The sequence below is a fragment of the Arthrobacter sp. TE12231 genome, assembly GCF_054062895.1.
Map to the genome: position 1 here is coordinate 1,205,899 of NZ_JBSSFS010000001.1, position 15,047 is coordinate 1,220,945.

A 15,047-nucleotide genomic window follows, 5' to 3' on the forward strand; every position below is an offset into this window, starting at 1 on the left:
GTTGGAAACCACCCTCACCGTCCCGGCCGAATCAGCGGCAGGCACTCCCGCCGTTCCGGCAGGCCAGCTTGTCACCGTGCGGGTGCCTGCCACCAGCGCCAACCTGGGCCCGGGGTACGACAGCCTCGGCTTGGCGCTGACGCTGCATGACACGCTCACCGTGGAAACCCTGGCCAGCGGTGAACTTGAATTCGAGCTCAGCGGAGAGGGTGCCGAGTCGCTGCCCCGCGACGCCACGCACCTCGTGGTCAAGGCCCTCACCGAGGCGCTGCACCGCCTCGGTTTCCGGCACGAAGGCCTGCGGATCACGGCGGACAACGTCAACCCGCACGGGCGCGGCCTGGGGTCCTCGGCCTCGGCCGTCGTGGCCGCCGTCAGTGCCGCGAATGCCCTGGTTCCGGAGGCGTCCCGGCGCGGCCGCGACTGGATTCTGCAGCTTACGAGCGAAATGGAAGGCCACCCGGACAACGTCGCACCCGCCATTTTCGGCGGACTGGCGCTGTCATGGCAGGACAGTGACCAGTACAGCAGCACGTGCGCTGCCGTGGCCCCCTCGGTGATTCCCGTCGTCGCCGTTCCGGACTACGAGCTCTCCACCGAAGCCGCGCGGGCGCTTCTGCCGGCCTCGGTGGGCCACCACGCCGCGGCCATGAACTCCGGTCGCGCCGCCCTGCTGATCCACGCACTAACGGCCAAGCCGGAATTCCTGCTGCCGGGCACCGAGGATTACCTGCACCAGAGCTACCGTGCCGAAGCCATGCGGCCCAGCGCCGAGCTGATTGCCGTGCTGCGGCGGGCAGGGCACGCCGCCGTCGTCTCCGGTGCCGGGCCCACCGTGCTGGTCCTGGCCAACGGGGAAGCCGAAGCCCGCGAGGTTGTCGACTTCATCGGCGCCCACACGGCGGACAACACGCCGGAAGTGGGCTGGCGAGTGATGAAACTGGCCGTGGACGTTGAAGGTGCTAAAGTGGAAGTGCACCGGCGGTAAATACGCAGGCGGTAAATTAGTAACCGTTCTAAGACCGCGATGTTGGCCACGTAGCCTCTCTCATCTTTCACTGCGCAATATTTTCCGGTGCCACCTGCTTTCGGTCTGACGCAGGAATCAGCAGAATTGCTCTGCCCCCTGAAATCGTCAGCCCGCCGTTCCTCATTTCTCGGATCGTGCATGGTGAAGCAGTATCCGGCCCTGCTGGCCGAAATCCATCCGGCAAGGCCGAAATCACGGCTGCAGATCTGAACTGCAGCCCAGATCAAATCACCGCGTCCAGCTCTTAGCCTGGACGCCGTCGAGGGGGAAGGATCCTTCGTGACCGAAACCACTGAGCTGTCTCCGGCTGTGGATACATCTTCTGCTGCCGGATCAACGGCAGCACCCGCCAAGAGCAGCGGCCTTGCAGGCCTTAAGCTCGCCCAGCTCCAGGCCCTCGCCAGCCAGCTGGGGATTTCCGGCGGATCCCGCATGCGCAAGGGCGATCTGGTCACGGCCATTTCCGCCCACCGCGCAGGCACCCCGGTCAGCAAGGCTCCGGCCCGTGCTGCTGAAAAGGCGACCGACAACGGCACCGTTTCGCAGGCAGCTGCACCGGTAACCGTGCCCGCCGCCGGCAACGAGGCCGCCGCCCAGGAAAGCCCGGCCCAGGAAAGCCCCCGGGCCCGCCGCGGCCGCAGCCGCCGTGCAGGCAGCGACGGCGTCGTCACGACGGCCGCCGCAGAGGCACCCGCCGCGGCTCCGGCAGAAGCCCCTGCGGTTTCCACCGAACCCGGCGCAGCCGAAAGCCCCACTGCCGGAATTCGCGCAGCCGAAACCGGCCCGGCCGTTTCCGCAATGGAAGGCAGCGACCGCACGCGGCAGCCGCGCACCCGCAACCGCCGCCGCGGCGAAGCCGCGGCCCAGGTCACCGAGGCCGCCGGCCAGAACGCCGGCGAAGTCCAGGCCGAACAGCCCGCAACCGAGCAGCGTGAACAGCGCACTGAACAGCGTGAACAGCGCACTGAACAGCGCACTGAACAGCGTGAACAGCGCCAGGCCGAGCCGGGCAGTGAAGACGGCCAGCGCCGCGACACCACCCGCACCCGTGGCGAAGCCGCCGGCACCCGCGACAACACCCGCGACAGCGAAGAAACCGACGGCGGAAGCCGCCGGAACCGCCGCAACCGACGTGACCGTAACGACCGCGGTGACCGCCAGGGCCAGCAGGACAGCCGCGACAACTCCTCGCGCAACGACCGCTTCCGCGACCGCAACGACCGCCGCCGCGGGCGTGCGCAGGGACCGGACGTCGACGACGTCGAGGTCACGGAGGACGACGTCCTCCTGCCGGTCGCCGGCATCCTCGACGTGCTCGAGAACTACGCGTTCATCCGCACGTCCGGCTACCTGCCGGGCCCGAACGACGTGTACGTCTCGCTCGCCCAGGTCAAGAAGTACAACCTGCGCAAGGGCGACGCCGTCGTCGGTGCCATCCGTGCACCGCGCGAAGGCGAGGACCGCAGCCAGCAGTCCGCCCGCCAGAAGTTCAACGCGCTGGTCCGCGTCACCTCGGTCAACGGCAAGACCCCCGAGGAACTCAAGGACCGCGTCGAATTCGCGAAGCTCGTCCCGCTGTACCCCTCCGAGCGCCTGCGCCTCGAGACGGACCCGAAGAAGATCGGCCCCCGTGTCATCGACCTCGTGGCCCCGATCGGCAAAGGCCAGCGCGGCCTGATCGTTTCGCCGCCGAAGGCCGGCAAGACGCTCATCCTGCAGTCCATCGCCAACGCGATTACCACCAACAATCCTGAGGTCCACCTCATGATGGTGCTCGTTGACGAACGCCCCGAAGAAGTCACGGACATGCAGCGCACCGTCAAGGGTGAGGTCATTGCCTCCACCTTCGACCGTCCCGCCGACGACCACACCACCGTGGCCGAACTCTCCATCGAACGCGCCAAGCGCCTCGTGGAAATGGGCATGGACGTCGTTGTGCTCCTGGACTCCATGACCCGTCTGGGCCGCGCCTACAACCTGGCAGCACCGGCCTCCGGCCGCATCCTGTCCGGTGGCGTGGACTCCGCAGCGCTGTACCCGCCGAAGCGTTTCTTCGGTGCAGCCCGCAACATCGAAAACGGTGGCTCGCTCACCATCCTGGCCACCGCTCTCGTCGAGACCGGTTCCAAGATGGACGAGGTCATCTTCGAAGAGTTCAAGGGCACCGGCAACATGGAACTTCGCCTGTCCCGCCAGCTGGCTGACAAGCGCATCTTCCCGGCCGTGGACGTCAACGCGTCCGGTACCCGCCGCGAAGAGAACCTGCTTTCCCCCGAGGAAGTCAAGATCATGTGGAAGCTGCGCCGCGTCCTCTCCGGACTCGAAACGCAGCAGAGCCTTGAGCTGCTGACCAACAAGATCCGGGAGACCCAGAGCAATGTCGAGTTCCTCATGCAGGTGCAGAAGACGACGCTTGGTGCGAAGTCCGATAACGACAAGTAGCTGCTCTAACCGCTAGATTCTGGCGGTCCCGCGCGCTAACGCCGCACGGGTTTTTCCGCCCCCGCCCCTACGCCGGGTGGCTTGCGATCTACGATCGCAAGCCGCCCGGCTCCGGCAGGCCCGAAGCCACTCCCGGGGCGGAAAAACCCGTGCGGCTTCGTCGTTAAGTCGCCAGCCGCGGTTCAGTTCTTGTGTCGTAACTAGACTTGGTTTCAAGTCGAAAGAGGTTTTGAAAATGTTTGAGTCCGTACAGGGCCTGTTGGATGAGCATGACGCTATCCAGGCCCAGCTTGGGGATCCTGCTGTCTATGCTGACCAGCGGCTGGCCCGGAAACTGGGGCGGCGTTCTGCTCAGCTGAACGGCATTGTGGAGGCCTACCACCGCTGGGAGGGCATCCGCGATGACCTGGCCGCTGCCAAGGAAATGGCGGACGAGGACCCCGAGTTCGCCGCTGAGGTACCCGAGCTGGAGGCTGCGCTGGAGACGGCTGCGGCCAAACTGCGCCGGCTGCTGATCCCGCGCGACCCGGACGATGCCCGCAACGTGATCCTTGAGGTCAAAGGCGGCGAAGGCGGCGACGAGGCTGCCCTGTTCGCCGCGGACCTCCTGCGGATGTACAGCCGCTATGCGGAATCCCGCGGCTGGAAGACCGAGATCATCTCCGCCACGGAATCGGACCTTGGCGGCTACAAGGACGTCCAGATGGCCGTCAAGGGCAACTCGAACGACCCCGCAGAGGGCGTGTACGCACGGCTCAAGTTCGAAGGCGGCGTCCACAGGGTCCAGCGCGTCCCCGTAACCGAGTCCCAGGGCCGCATCCACACCTCGGCCGCCGGCGTGCTTGTGCTCCCCGAAGTGGACGAGCCCGAGGAACTCGAGATCAACCAGAACGACCTCAAGATCGACGTCTACCGGTCCTCCGGTCCCGGCGGGCAGTCCGTGAACACCACCGACTCGGCCGTGCGCATCACCCACCTTCCCACCGGCATCGTCGTGGCCATGCAGAACGAGAAGTCGCAGCTGCAAAACCGCGAAGCCGGCATGCGCGTGCTACGCGCCCGCATCCTGGCGCACCAGCAGGAGCTGATCGACGCCGAGAACTCGGCCCAGCGCAAGTCGCAGATCCGCACCATGGACCGCTCCGAGCGCATCCGCACCTATAACTACCCGGAAAACCGGATCGCGGACCACCGCACCGGCTACAAGGCCTACAACCTGGACCAGGTCATGAACGGTGACCTGGAACCGGTCATCCAGTCGGCCATCGAACTGGACGAGCAGTCCAGGCTCGACGCCATCGGCGAATAGGCCCCGGGTCACCACGTGATGACAGCAGGCAATGGTCCCAGCCTTGCGGAGGCCGTCCGCGAGGCGACCGAGGTCCTGGCCGCGGCCGGCGTGCCCAGCCCGCGCGTTGACGCCGAGCTCCTGGCCGAGCACCTGCTCGGCGTCGGGCTCGGCCGGCTGCGCGCTCTGATGCTCGGCGACGCCCCGGCACCGGAGGGGTATGCCGACCTCGTCGCCGAACGGGCGCAACGGATACCGCTGCAGCACATCACCGGCGTGGCGCACTTCCGCTACCTCGAACTCGCCGTCGGCCCCGGCGTCTTCATTCCGCGGCCGGAAACCGAATCCGTGGTGCAACTGGTGATTGACCGGCTGCAGGGCATGGCGCACCCCAAAGTGGTGGACCTGGGCACCGGATCCGGTGCGATCGCAGGCTCGATCGCGCACGAGATCCCCGGCGCCGAGGTCCATGCGGTGGAATACAGCGTCTTCGCGCACGCATGGGCGGCGAAAAACCTGGCTCCCCTTGGCGTCCACCTCGTCCGCGGCGACTTGCGCGACGCGCTGCCGGAACACAACGGCACGTTCGACGTCGTCGTCTCCAACCCGCCCTACATTCCCGCTGAAGCGATCCCGAACGAACCGGAAGTGGCGCTGCACGACCCGCCCGAGGCGCTGTACGGCGGGGGAGCGGACGGCATGGAACTTCCGACGGCGGCGGCCGCCTCGGCTGCCCGGCTGCTGGTCCCCGGCGGCTACTTCGTGATGGAGCACGCTGAAGTGCAGTCGGAATGGATCGCCGCGATGCTCACCCGCACCGGGAAATGGTCCGAGGTGACGACGCACCGGGACCTCAATGGCAAGGACCGTGCGACCAGCGCTGTGCTGACAGTGTCAGATCTGACAGCGTCGGCAGACACCGTCCGAATCGTGTGACAAGTGATGAAAGAATAGGCCAGTGACGACTAGCTACGATTGCACGGCAGCTGAGCAGCGCGCCGCAGGACTCGAACACGCCCAGCGGGCCATCCGTGAGAACAAGTGCGTGGTCTTCCCCACGGACACGGTCTATGGCATTGCCGCCGACGCCTTTTCACCCCTGGCCGTGACCCTGCTGCTCGCGTCCAAGGGCCGGAGCCGGAAGATGCCGCCGCCCGTGCTGATCCCCAGACTCAATGCCCTGGACGGTCTGGCCACGGAAGTTCCCGCTGAGGCGCGGCGGTTGGCCGAGACTTTCTGGCCCGGCGGCCTGACCCTGATCCTGCATGCCCAGCCGTCGCTGGACTGGGATCTCGGCGAGACCAAGGGGACTGTGGCCCTGCGGATCCCGGCTGACGAGATCGCGCAGGACCTCCTGACGCTTACCGGACCGCTCGCCGTGTCCTCCGCCAACCGCACAGGGCAGGCGGCGGCGCAGACCGCCGCGGACGCCGAAGCCCAGCTGGCCGAATCCGTGGAGGTCTACCTTGAGGGCGGCCCGCGGCCCGCCGGCGGCGCCGAGGCCCTCGCCTCGACCATCGTGGACGCGACCGCCCTGCCGTTGCGCGTGGTCCGCCAGGGAGCCATCAGCCTCGAACGCCTGCGCGCCGTGGTTCCGGACCTCGTGGACGTCGACGGCAACGCCCCGGAAGCTGCTGCACCGGTGGACGCCTCCGAGGCTGCGGCGTCTGTGGACGCCGACGCCGTTGCAGCCGAGGCAGCTGTCCCTGAGTCCGGCGACGCGCCGGGCGCGGGATCCGGCTCCGCATGACGCTGGAGCGCCAGCACGTCCCCTTCCTCGACGTCGAGGCGACCCCCCTCACGGTCTCAGAGCTGACCGCTGTCCTGAGCACTTACGTCGCCGAGGGCAGCACCCGCATTGTGGTGGGACACAACCTGCACAGCGTGACGCTGCTGCACTCCGATCCCGCCTTCCGGTCGTTCTACCAGCGCAGCGACGTGGTGCTGATCGACGGCGCCCCGGTGCTGTGGCTCTGGGCCAAGACCGGCGAAGACGACGACGGCCGGGGCCCGGTGATGGACTACCGTCTGGGGTCCACCGACTGGATTCCCGCCCTCGGCAACGTGGAGGGCCTCGAGCGGATTGCCGTGATCGGCGCAGGCGCCGTGGCCAACGCCGGCGCCGTGGCCAGGCTGCGGGAAATCGTTCCCGGGGCGCGCGTCGACGGCATGCCCGGCGAAGGCTGGAATCGGGACCTTGAGGAAAGTGCCATCGAATGGCTCTCCCGGCTACGTCCGCAGCTTGTGCTCCTGGGCCTGGGCATGCCGCTACAGGAACAAGTCCTGGCCCGGCGGCGTGCCATGCTCCCGCCGGCCGTCTACTGCGCCGTCGGCGGTGCCATTGAACAGATTGCCGGTGTCCAGAAGCTGGCGCCGCGCTGGATCGGGCGGCTCGGGCTCGAATGGGCCTGGCGGCTCATGCTCCATCCGCAGCGGGTGGCCTACCGGGTGTTCGGCGAGCCCTGGGTGCTGCTCGGCCTGCTGCTGCGCCGGCGGCTGCGCCGGCAGCCTTAGCGCGGCGTCCTTAGCACGGCCGCAGCGCCGGCGGACCCGGCAAGGGTCAGAACTTCTGGTCCTCCAGGGGGCCGAAGCCCTTGCCGCGGAGCCCGGTGGAAAAGGCGCGGAACCAGTCGGCGAGGCCGCGGACGTCGCCGCTGCGCAGGAAGTAGCCGAGGTAGCCGCCTACATCAGCGATGAAGGACTTGACCCGGAAATGGCGGCGGATCATGTAGCCGCGGTTCCGGTAGTAGAAGTAGCGCTTGAAGGCGGAGTCCGGAACGATCACGTGCCACCGTGCGCCAAAGACGTGCTTGGTTTCGGAAAACGCGTGCGGGTGGGTGATGGCGGCGGTGGTGACGGTGCCGAAGCGGATCCCGGCCTTCCGAAGCCTGAGCGTGAAGTCCACCTCGTCGCCGCGGATGAACAGGCGCATGTCCGGCAGGCCCACCTTGAAGAATACATCGGAACGGATCAGGGCGCCGTTGAAGAAGTGCCCGTCGCCGGGCAGGAACCCGACCTTCTCCACCTCCGCGCGCTCGTGAGTGACCTTGCCGTTGAGGCGGAAGAAGAAGGACAGCCGGTCCGGGTGGCCGGGGGCCACCACGAGCGGCACCACGGCGTCCAGGCCGCGGGCCTGCGCTTCGCGGAGCAGCGTGGCGAGGCATTCCGGGTCCGCGGGCTCGGCGTCGTCGTCCATCATCCAGATCCAGTCAGCCCCGCTGGCCACGGCCTTGAGGATGGCCAGCGAAAAACCGCCGGCGCCGCCGAGGTTGGCCTCGGACCGGACGTAGTCCACGTTGGCGTGCCGGTCGGCGACATCCTTGGAGGGCACGGTGCCACTGTCGACGAGGCAAATGGAGCGCACCGCAGCGGTCTGGTTGTTGATGGCGTCCAGCAGGACTGCCAGCTCCCGGGGACGGTCGAACGTCACGGCAGCGACTGCAACCGAGGGGGTCATCGCGGGGTCCTTTCAGCACGACCGTCAGTGGTTTTCCCGCCGGCGGAGGGCCGTGTGACGCGAAGACAGGTGGCCGTTGGCATTAGTATCTTGACTAGAGTCCACTGTAATACAGCCCTGTCAGGCACTACGCACTGCCTGCCCTGTGCACGGCGACGGAGAAGTTTCATTTTTCGAACGACAGTTCCACGGCAATTGAATCCACCCCATATCCGCAGCTCACCGGTGCCTCCGGTGCTGCGGAGCATGCCGCCGGGTCATGCCTTCGCCTGTGATTGTGCCGATGGCTCAGGACTGGTGGTCTTCCCGTGATCATGTATCTGCTCATGATGCTGACGGCAGCGATCGTGAGCTACGCGGCCACATGGGGTGCCCGGCTTGTGGGCAACAAACTGGAACTTTATTCACCGATCCGTAGCCGCGACATGCACTCCAGGCCGATTTCCAGGCTCGGCGGCCTCGGCATCTTCGCAGGGGTCCTGGTGGCCCTGGTCACGGCGAGCACATCGTTCTTCGTCAAGGACATTTTCCGCAACAACACCGCGCCCTGGGGGATCCTTGCCGGGGCCACCGTGATCGTGCTGGTCGGCGTCGCGGATGATCTGCTGGATCTGCGATGGTGGGTCAAACTGATCGGCCAAAGCGCCGCGGCGCTGGTCGTGGCCATCTGGGGAGTCCGGATGACGATCATCCCGTTCATCCCGGAACCGTTCGTGATTCAGAACGAGGCCGTGAGTATCGTCCTGACGGCCGGGCTGATCGTGACCACCATGAACGCGTTCAACTTCATCGACGGACTGGACGGCCTCGCCGCGGGAGTGGCGATCATCGGGGGAGCGGCCTTCTTCCTGACGGCCTACTGGGTCCACCGGACGGCCGTCCTGCTGGACCGCTCGGACCTGGCCACCCTCCTGACGGCCATTGTGGTGGGTAGCTGCGTCGGCTTCCTGCCGCATAACTGGTTTCCCTCGAAGATCTTCATGGGTGATTCCGGGGCCATGCTGATCGGCCTGCTGATGGCATCGGCAGGCGTCGTGTCCACCGGTCAGATCAGCTCCGGGCTCTACGACCGGGCCAACGGCATTCCCACGATCATCCCGATCCTCCTGCCGTTCGCCGTGCTGTTCCTGCCGCTCCTGGACCTGTGCCTGGCCGTCGTGCGGCGGACCGCGCTGGGCCGCTCGCCGTGGTCGGCGGACCGAGGGCACCTGCACCACAAACTTCTCGACATCGGCTACTCCCACCGCAGCGCCGTGGTGCTGATGTACCTGTGGACCTGCATCCTGGCCTTCGGCGGCCTCGCGTTCGCAATCTTCCCGTGGCACATAGTCCTGGCCGTCGATCTGGCGGCCGCCGCAATCATGGCCGTGGTGACCGCCTGGCCGTACCTGCGGCAGCGCGGGCCGGGGCAGATCGCCGGCACGCCGGAATAGACCGTGACGCTTCGCTCACAGGAAATTTTCAGAATAATTTCTATCTAATGTAGAATTCAGTGGCGGTGCTTCGCCGCCCACCAAGACCTGTACTACGCACGCGACGATTGGGATCTGATGACCTCCAACGCCGAACCGGAACCCGCTTCCGGCAACGGACCCGTTGGTGTCTCCGGCCCCACAAAATCCCTGTGGCTGAGACTGCTGGCCATGAGTTCCGCTGCGTCCGCCGCCGCCCTGCTGCTGACCGGCGTCACCGCCTTCTTCTTCAACGGCGCCGTGGGATTCTGGTCCTCCCTCTTCGGGGGAGCCTTGGTGATGGCGTTCTTCGCCATCAGCCTCGCGGTGGGCCACTTCGTCGGCCGCAACAACCCCTCCGGAGCGATCGGACTGTTCGTCGCGACGTATTTCGTCAAGGTCGTCGGCTTTGCCGTGGTCCTCTTCGTCATCGGAGCTCCGGCCTGGCTGCACGGCCGCTGGTTCCTGATCGGCGCCGTCGTGACCGTGGTGTTCTGGCAGGCGGCCGAGATCTACGGTTTCAGCAGGGCCAGGCTCCAGATTTACAACGATCCCGAACCCCGGAAAGGCGGCACCGATGTTTAGCCGCAAAACCGGCCGCAAGCCGCTTGCCGGACCGTCTCATAAGGTCGCCAAAACACCCAAAACCACAGCCGGTGCCCCCGGTGTATCCATGGACGGCAGCGACGGCGGATACAACGCCGGGATCGCCGTCTTTAGCTACATTGTTGGCGGAATCATCGTCTGGAGTTTGATAGGGTGGGGACTGGATAATCTGTGGGGAACCCGCTGGATTGTGCTCGCAGGCGCTCTGCTTGGAGCTGCGGGAGGGTTCTATCTTTCTCATATGCACGGCCTCACCAGTAACAGAACTTCAGCTGATGACGGCAATGCTGCACGTGGCCCGTCCCAGGACGAGGAACAGTAATGCCAAATAATTTCACAGGGGGAGAGGCGGGCAGCAATGTCGCCGGTCCCCGCCCAACGCCCAATGATGGACACTGCAGAGAGGAAACGCGTTGATCGCGCTTGCGCTCCCGGCCCAAGATTCTGGAACCTTCACGCCTCCTGGAATTGAAGAACTTCACCTGCCGGCTATCATCCCGTGGGGTGCAGCCGAAGGATTTTCCAAGCAGATGCTGCTGGTAATCCTGTCGGTTGTCATTATCGCTACATTCTTTGTGATCGCTGCGCGGAAGCAGCAGCTCGTTCCCGGCAAGCTGCAGTTCGCAGGCGAGGCCGCCTACAGCTTCGTCCGCAACGGCATTGCCAAGGACATCATCGGCGGCAGGGACTTCATGAAGTATGTCCCGCTGCTGTTCAGCTTGTTCTTCTTCATCCTCGTCAACAACATCTACGGCGCAATCCCCGTGATCCAGCTTCCGACCTTCTCGCACGTCGGCGGCGCCTACGTGCTGGCAGCGATCGTGTACATCACCTGGATCGCCGTCGGCATCAAGAAGAGCGGCCTGAAGTACTTCAAGCTGGCCACGGTTCCGTCCGGCGTCCCGTGGTACATCCTCCCGATCGTCGTCCCGATCGAGATCATCTCCAACTTCCTGGTCCGCCCGGTCACGCACAGCCTCCGTCTGTTCGCCACCATGCTGGCCGGCCACTTGATCATGATGATCTCCGGTGCGGGCATTGAGTTCCTGGTAATGCAGGAAAACGTCCTCCTCAAGGGCGCGTCCGTACTCGTCCTTGGCGGCGCCATCGCCATGTACATGCTCGAAGCGCTGATCATGGTGCTGCAGGCCTACGTCTTCACGCTGCTGACCGCGATCTACATCGAAGGCGCGCTGCACGCCGATAGCCACTAGGCACAGCGCCGCAGGGCGTACCGTCGCAAGGCTCAGCGCCTGAGGCGCAGCGCCAGCGGCACAAAAAGACTTCCCCTCACGGGGATGAAGCAACCCAAACAACCTGCCACATGGGTGGCATCTTGAAAGGAAGAAAAATGGAAGGCTCCATCAACGGCTCCCTCAACCTCATCGGCTACGGCCTCTCCGCCATCGGCGGTGGTATCGGTGTGGGTCTCGTGTTCGCCGCCTACATCAACGGTGTGGCACGTCAGCCGGAAGCCCAGCGCGTCCTGCAGCCGATCGCATTCCTCGGCCTCGCGCTGACTGAAGCCCTCGCCATCCTTGGCCTGGTCTTCGCGTTCGTTCTCAAGTAAACAGAACAAACCGAACATCCAGAACCGAGTAGATAAGGACGGGTGAAATATGCATCAAGCGATCATCTCAGCCGCCACCGAAGGCGGTACGAACCCCCTCGTTCCCAATCCTTGGGAGATGCTTGTCGTCTTCGCCGGCTTTGCTGTCCTCATGTACATCGTGGTCAAGTACGTTGTCCCGATGTTCGAGAAGACCTTTGCAGAGCGGGCCGAGGCCATCGAGGGTGGCATCGCCAAGGCCGAAAAGGCCCAGGCCGAGGCCTCCGCAGCACTCGAAGAGTACAAGCAGCAGCTCACGGATGCCCGCACCGAAGCCAACCGCATCCGTGAGGAAGCACGCGCCGAAGGTGCCCAGATCCTGGCCGAGCTGAAGGAGAAGGCGGCTGCTGAGTCCGCCCGCATCACCGCACAGGCTCACACGCAGATCGAATCCGAGCGCCAGGCGGCCGTTGTGTCCCTCCGCGCGGAGGTCGGCACGCTGGCCACGACGCTGGCGAGCCGCATCGTCGGCGAGGCCCTGAGCGACGACGCACGGTCGGCCCGAGTGGTGGACCGCTTCCTGGCAGATCTGGAGAACCAGAACGCGGGTGTAGCTAAGTAATGGCAGGTGTATCGAGCGAATCGCTGGCCGCTGCGCTGGCGGCCCTGGAAGCCAAGCTTCCCTCCGCGTCGCTGCAGTTGGCAGAAGAACTCTTCGGCATCCTGGGCACGGTGGACAGCTCGGCTGGCTTGCGCCGCGCCCTGACTGACCCGTCCCGCAGCGGTGACGAAAAGTCGGCGCTGGTCAAGCAGCTCTTCGGCGGGAAAGTTTCCGCCGACGCTGTTGAGATCGCGGGCGGACTGGCCAGCTCCCGCTGGGCATCGGCACGGGATATCGGCGATGCACTCGAGACTCTTGCCGCTTCGGTGGTCATCGCTGTTGCCGAGAACAAGTCGGCAGTCTCTGCCTCCGGACTCACCGGACTGGAATCGCTGGAGAACGATCTGTTCGCCTTCAACCATGCCGTCGAGTCCAGCCACGAGGTCCAGCGCGCTCTGTCCGAGCCGCAGGCCAGCCCGGCCGCCAAGGTGACCCTCGCCGAGAAGCTCGTACCTGGTGCGAGCAAGGAAGCGAAGGTCCTGATCGGACAGGCCGTCACGGCTCCGCGTGGTCTCAAGGTCACCAGGCTCGTTGGCCGCTTCGCCGAGCTTGCCGCCAAGCGCCAGCAGCGCTGGATTGCAACGGTCAGCGTCACCCGTCCGCTGACGGAGACCCAGACCAGTCGCCTGCAGGTGGGGCTGAACGCCCTCTACGGGCGCGAGCTCAAGATCAACATGAACGTTGATCCTGCACTCATCGGCGGGATCCGGATCCAGGTGGGGGATGAAGTGGTTGACGCTTCCGTCCTCGGCCGATTGGGTGAACTCCAGCGTCAGCTTGCTTAGCTAGCCGGACAAGCACAACCTAACGACAAGAAACCCCGGTCATCGTGAGCAACGATGATCACGAAAACAGGAGAGCAGGGACTGCAGATGGCCGAATTGACCATCAACGCCGACGACGTCCGTATTGCGTTGAACGAGTTCGCGGCGTCCTACGAACCCGGAAACGCAGAGCGCGTAGAGGTCGGCCGTGTAACAACCGCAGGTGACGGCATCGCCCGTGTTGAGGGCCTTCCCTCGGTCATGGCGAACGAGCTGCTTCGCTTCGAAGACGGCACGCTGGGCCTGGCCCAGAACCTCGACGTCCGCGAGATCGGCGTCATCGTACTCGGTGACTTCACCGGAATCGAAGAGGGCCAGGAAGTGCACCGCACCGGACAGGTTCTGTCTGTGCCGGTCGGCGACGCCTTCCTCGGCCGCGTGGTTGACCCGCTGGGCCAGCCCATCGATGACCTCGGCGAGATCAAGGCCGAGACCACCCGTGCCCTGGAACTCCAGGCGCCCGGCGTGACCCAGCGCAAGTCGGTTCACGAGCCGATGCAGACCGGCCTGAAGGCCATCGACGCGATGATCCCGATTGGCCGCGGCCAACGTCAGCTCATCATCGGTGACCGCCAGACCGGCAAGTCGGCAATCGCGATCGACACGATCATCAACCAGAAGGCCAACTGGGCTTCCGGCGATGTCACCAAGCAGGTCCGCTGCATCTACGTCGCCATCGGTCAGAAGGCGTCCACGATCGCGGCCGTCCGTCAGACCCTTGAGGACAACGGCGCCCTGGAATACACCACGATTGTGGCTTCCCCCGCGTCCGACCCCGCAGGCTTCAAGTACCTGGCACCGTACGCCGGCTCGGCAATCGGCCAGCACTGGATGTACGGCGGCAAGCACGTCCTCATCGTGTTCGATGACCTGTCCAAGCAGGCCGAGGCCTACCGTGCAGTGTCACTGCTGCTGCGCCGCCCGCCGGGACGCGAAGCCTACCCGGGCGACGTCTTCTACTTGCACTCCCGTCTGCTGGAGCGTTGTGCCAAGCTCTCCGACGAGCTCGGTGCAGGCTCGATGACCGGCCTGCCGCTGATCGAGACCAAGGCGAACGACGTTTCCGCCTACATCCCGACCAACGTGATCTCCATCACCGATGGCCAGATCTTCCTGCAGTCGGACCTCTTCAACGCCAACCAGCGCCCCGCTGTCGACGTCGGTGTGTCCGTCTCCCGCGTCGGTGGCGCCGCCCAGGTCAAGTCCATGAAGAAGGTCTCCGGTACCTTGAAGCTGGAACTGGCCCAGTACCGCGACATGCAGGCCTTCGCCATGTTTGCCTCGGACCTCGACGCAGCATCGCGCCAGCAGTTGACCCGCGGTGCACGCCTGATGGAACTGCTCAAGCAGGGCCAGTACTCGCCGTTCCCGGTCGAGAACCAGGTCGTCTCCATCTGGGCCGGCACCAACGGCTACCTCGACGACGTTCCGGTTGAAGACATCAACCGCTTCGAGACCGAGTTCCTGGAGCACCTCAAGCACAAGTCCTCCATCCTGACGACCCTGGCTCAGACCAACGTCATGGACGATGACACCGCAGAAGCACTGAAGACCGCGATCGTGGACTTCAAGAAGGGCTTCTTCGGCGAGGGAGACAACCTCCTGGTCGGTGCGGGGCACGAGGAGCACGCCCCCATCGGCGAGGATCAGGTCGACCAGGAAAAAATCGTCAAGCAGAAGCGCTAGTTTCGCTGGCAGGGACTGCCGGGACCCGCACGGGTTCCGGCAGTCCCGGCCAT

Annotated in this window: 15 protein-coding genes; 14 read left to right on the top strand and 1 reads right to left on the bottom strand. The window is 65.4% G+C overall.

The genetic code is table 11. The features are described 5' to 3' along the window. The first annotated feature begins 1 nt into the window (after position 1). From thrB to ACVWYS_RS05500, 6 genes are all read left to right on the top strand, one after another. Positions 2-988: a homoserine kinase gene (gene thrB, locus ACVWYS_RS05475; protein WP_116766901.1), complete on the top strand. Its 987-nt coding sequence runs from the start codon at positions 2-4 to the stop codon at positions 986-988. Between the two features lie 321 nt (positions 989-1,309). Beyond that, positions 1,310-3,472: a transcription termination factor Rho gene (gene rho, locus ACVWYS_RS05480; protein WP_456509439.1), complete on the top strand. Its 2,163-nt coding sequence runs from the start codon at positions 1,310-1,312 to the stop codon at positions 3,470-3,472. Positions 3,473-3,707: 235 nt separating this feature from the next. Next, the gene (gene prfA / locus ACVWYS_RS05485; RefSeq protein ID WP_091256683.1) at positions 3,708-4,781 is read left to right on the top strand and encodes a peptide chain release factor 1; all 1,074 of its coding nucleotides are present in this window, start codon (positions 3,708-3,710) and stop codon (positions 4,779-4,781) included. Between the two features lie 18 nt (positions 4,782-4,799). Further along, entirely contained in the window at positions 4,800-5,696 is an 897-nt protein-coding gene (gene prmC, locus ACVWYS_RS05490; RefSeq protein ID WP_344368187.1) for a peptide chain release factor N(5)-glutamine methyltransferase, read from the top strand. Positions 5,697-5,718: 22 nt separating this feature from the next. Further along, entirely contained in the window at positions 5,719-6,510 is a 792-nt protein-coding gene (locus ACVWYS_RS05495) for an L-threonylcarbamoyladenylate synthase (protein WP_456509440.1), read from the top strand. After that, entirely contained in the window at positions 6,507-7,274 is a 768-nt protein-coding gene (locus ACVWYS_RS05500; protein ID WP_344368184.1) for a WecB/TagA/CpsF family glycosyltransferase, read from the top strand. The genes ACVWYS_RS05495 and ACVWYS_RS05500 overlap by 4 nt, the downstream gene beginning before the upstream one ends. 46 nt (positions 7,275-7,320) lie before the next feature. On the opposite strand, the gene ACVWYS_RS05505 is transcribed toward ACVWYS_RS05500, so the two are convergent. Then, the gene (locus ACVWYS_RS05505; protein ID WP_456509441.1) at positions 7,321-8,217 is read right to left on the bottom strand and encodes a glycosyltransferase; all 897 of its coding nucleotides are present in this window, start codon (positions 8,215-8,217) and stop codon (positions 7,321-7,323) included. A gap of 308 nt (positions 8,218-8,525) precedes the next feature. Here ACVWYS_RS05505 and ACVWYS_RS05510 point away from each other — a divergent pair, with 308 nt between their 5' ends. From ACVWYS_RS05510 to atpA, 8 genes are all read left to right on the top strand, one after another. Then, entirely contained in the window at positions 8,526-9,650 is a 1,125-nt protein-coding gene (locus ACVWYS_RS05510) for an MraY family glycosyltransferase (protein WP_344368182.1), read from the top strand. A 117-nt stretch (positions 9,651-9,767) separates the two neighbouring features. Then, entirely contained in the window at positions 9,768-10,253 is a 486-nt protein-coding gene (locus ACVWYS_RS05515; RefSeq protein WP_116766908.1) for a hypothetical protein, read from the top strand. An 88-nt stretch (positions 10,254-10,341) separates the two neighbouring features. Next, positions 10,342-10,596 (top strand): hypothetical protein, encoded by a 255-nt coding sequence (locus tag ACVWYS_RS05520; RefSeq protein ID WP_344368203.1) that lies wholly within the window; start codon positions 10,342-10,344, stop codon positions 10,594-10,596. 91 nt (positions 10,597-10,687) lie between these two features. Further along, positions 10,688-11,488, top strand: a complete 801-nt coding sequence (atpB, locus tag ACVWYS_RS05525) for a F0F1 ATP synthase subunit A (protein WP_116766910.1) — start codon at positions 10,688-10,690, stop codon at positions 11,486-11,488. A gap of 137 nt (positions 11,489-11,625) precedes the next feature. Continuing rightward, entirely contained in the window at positions 11,626-11,844 is a 219-nt protein-coding gene (atpE, locus tag ACVWYS_RS05530; protein WP_003804776.1) for an ATP synthase F0 subunit C, read from the top strand. 49 nt (positions 11,845-11,893) lie between these two features. Next, positions 11,894-12,445, top strand: a complete 552-nt coding sequence (locus ACVWYS_RS05535; protein WP_116766911.1) for a F0F1 ATP synthase subunit B — start codon at positions 11,894-11,896, stop codon at positions 12,443-12,445. Next, positions 12,445-13,269 (top strand): F0F1 ATP synthase subunit delta, encoded by an 825-nt coding sequence (locus ACVWYS_RS05540; protein WP_456509442.1) that lies wholly within the window; start codon positions 12,445-12,447, stop codon positions 13,267-13,269. The genes ACVWYS_RS05535 and ACVWYS_RS05540 overlap by 1 nt, the downstream gene beginning before the upstream one ends. 87 nt (positions 13,270-13,356) lie before the next feature. Continuing rightward, positions 13,357-14,994 carry a F0F1 ATP synthase subunit alpha gene (atpA, locus tag ACVWYS_RS05545; protein WP_091253590.1) on the top strand — a complete coding sequence of 546 codons (1,638 nt, stop codon included), beginning with the start codon at positions 13,357-13,359 and terminating at the stop codon, positions 14,992-14,994. Positions 14,995-15,047: the final 53 nt, after the last annotated feature.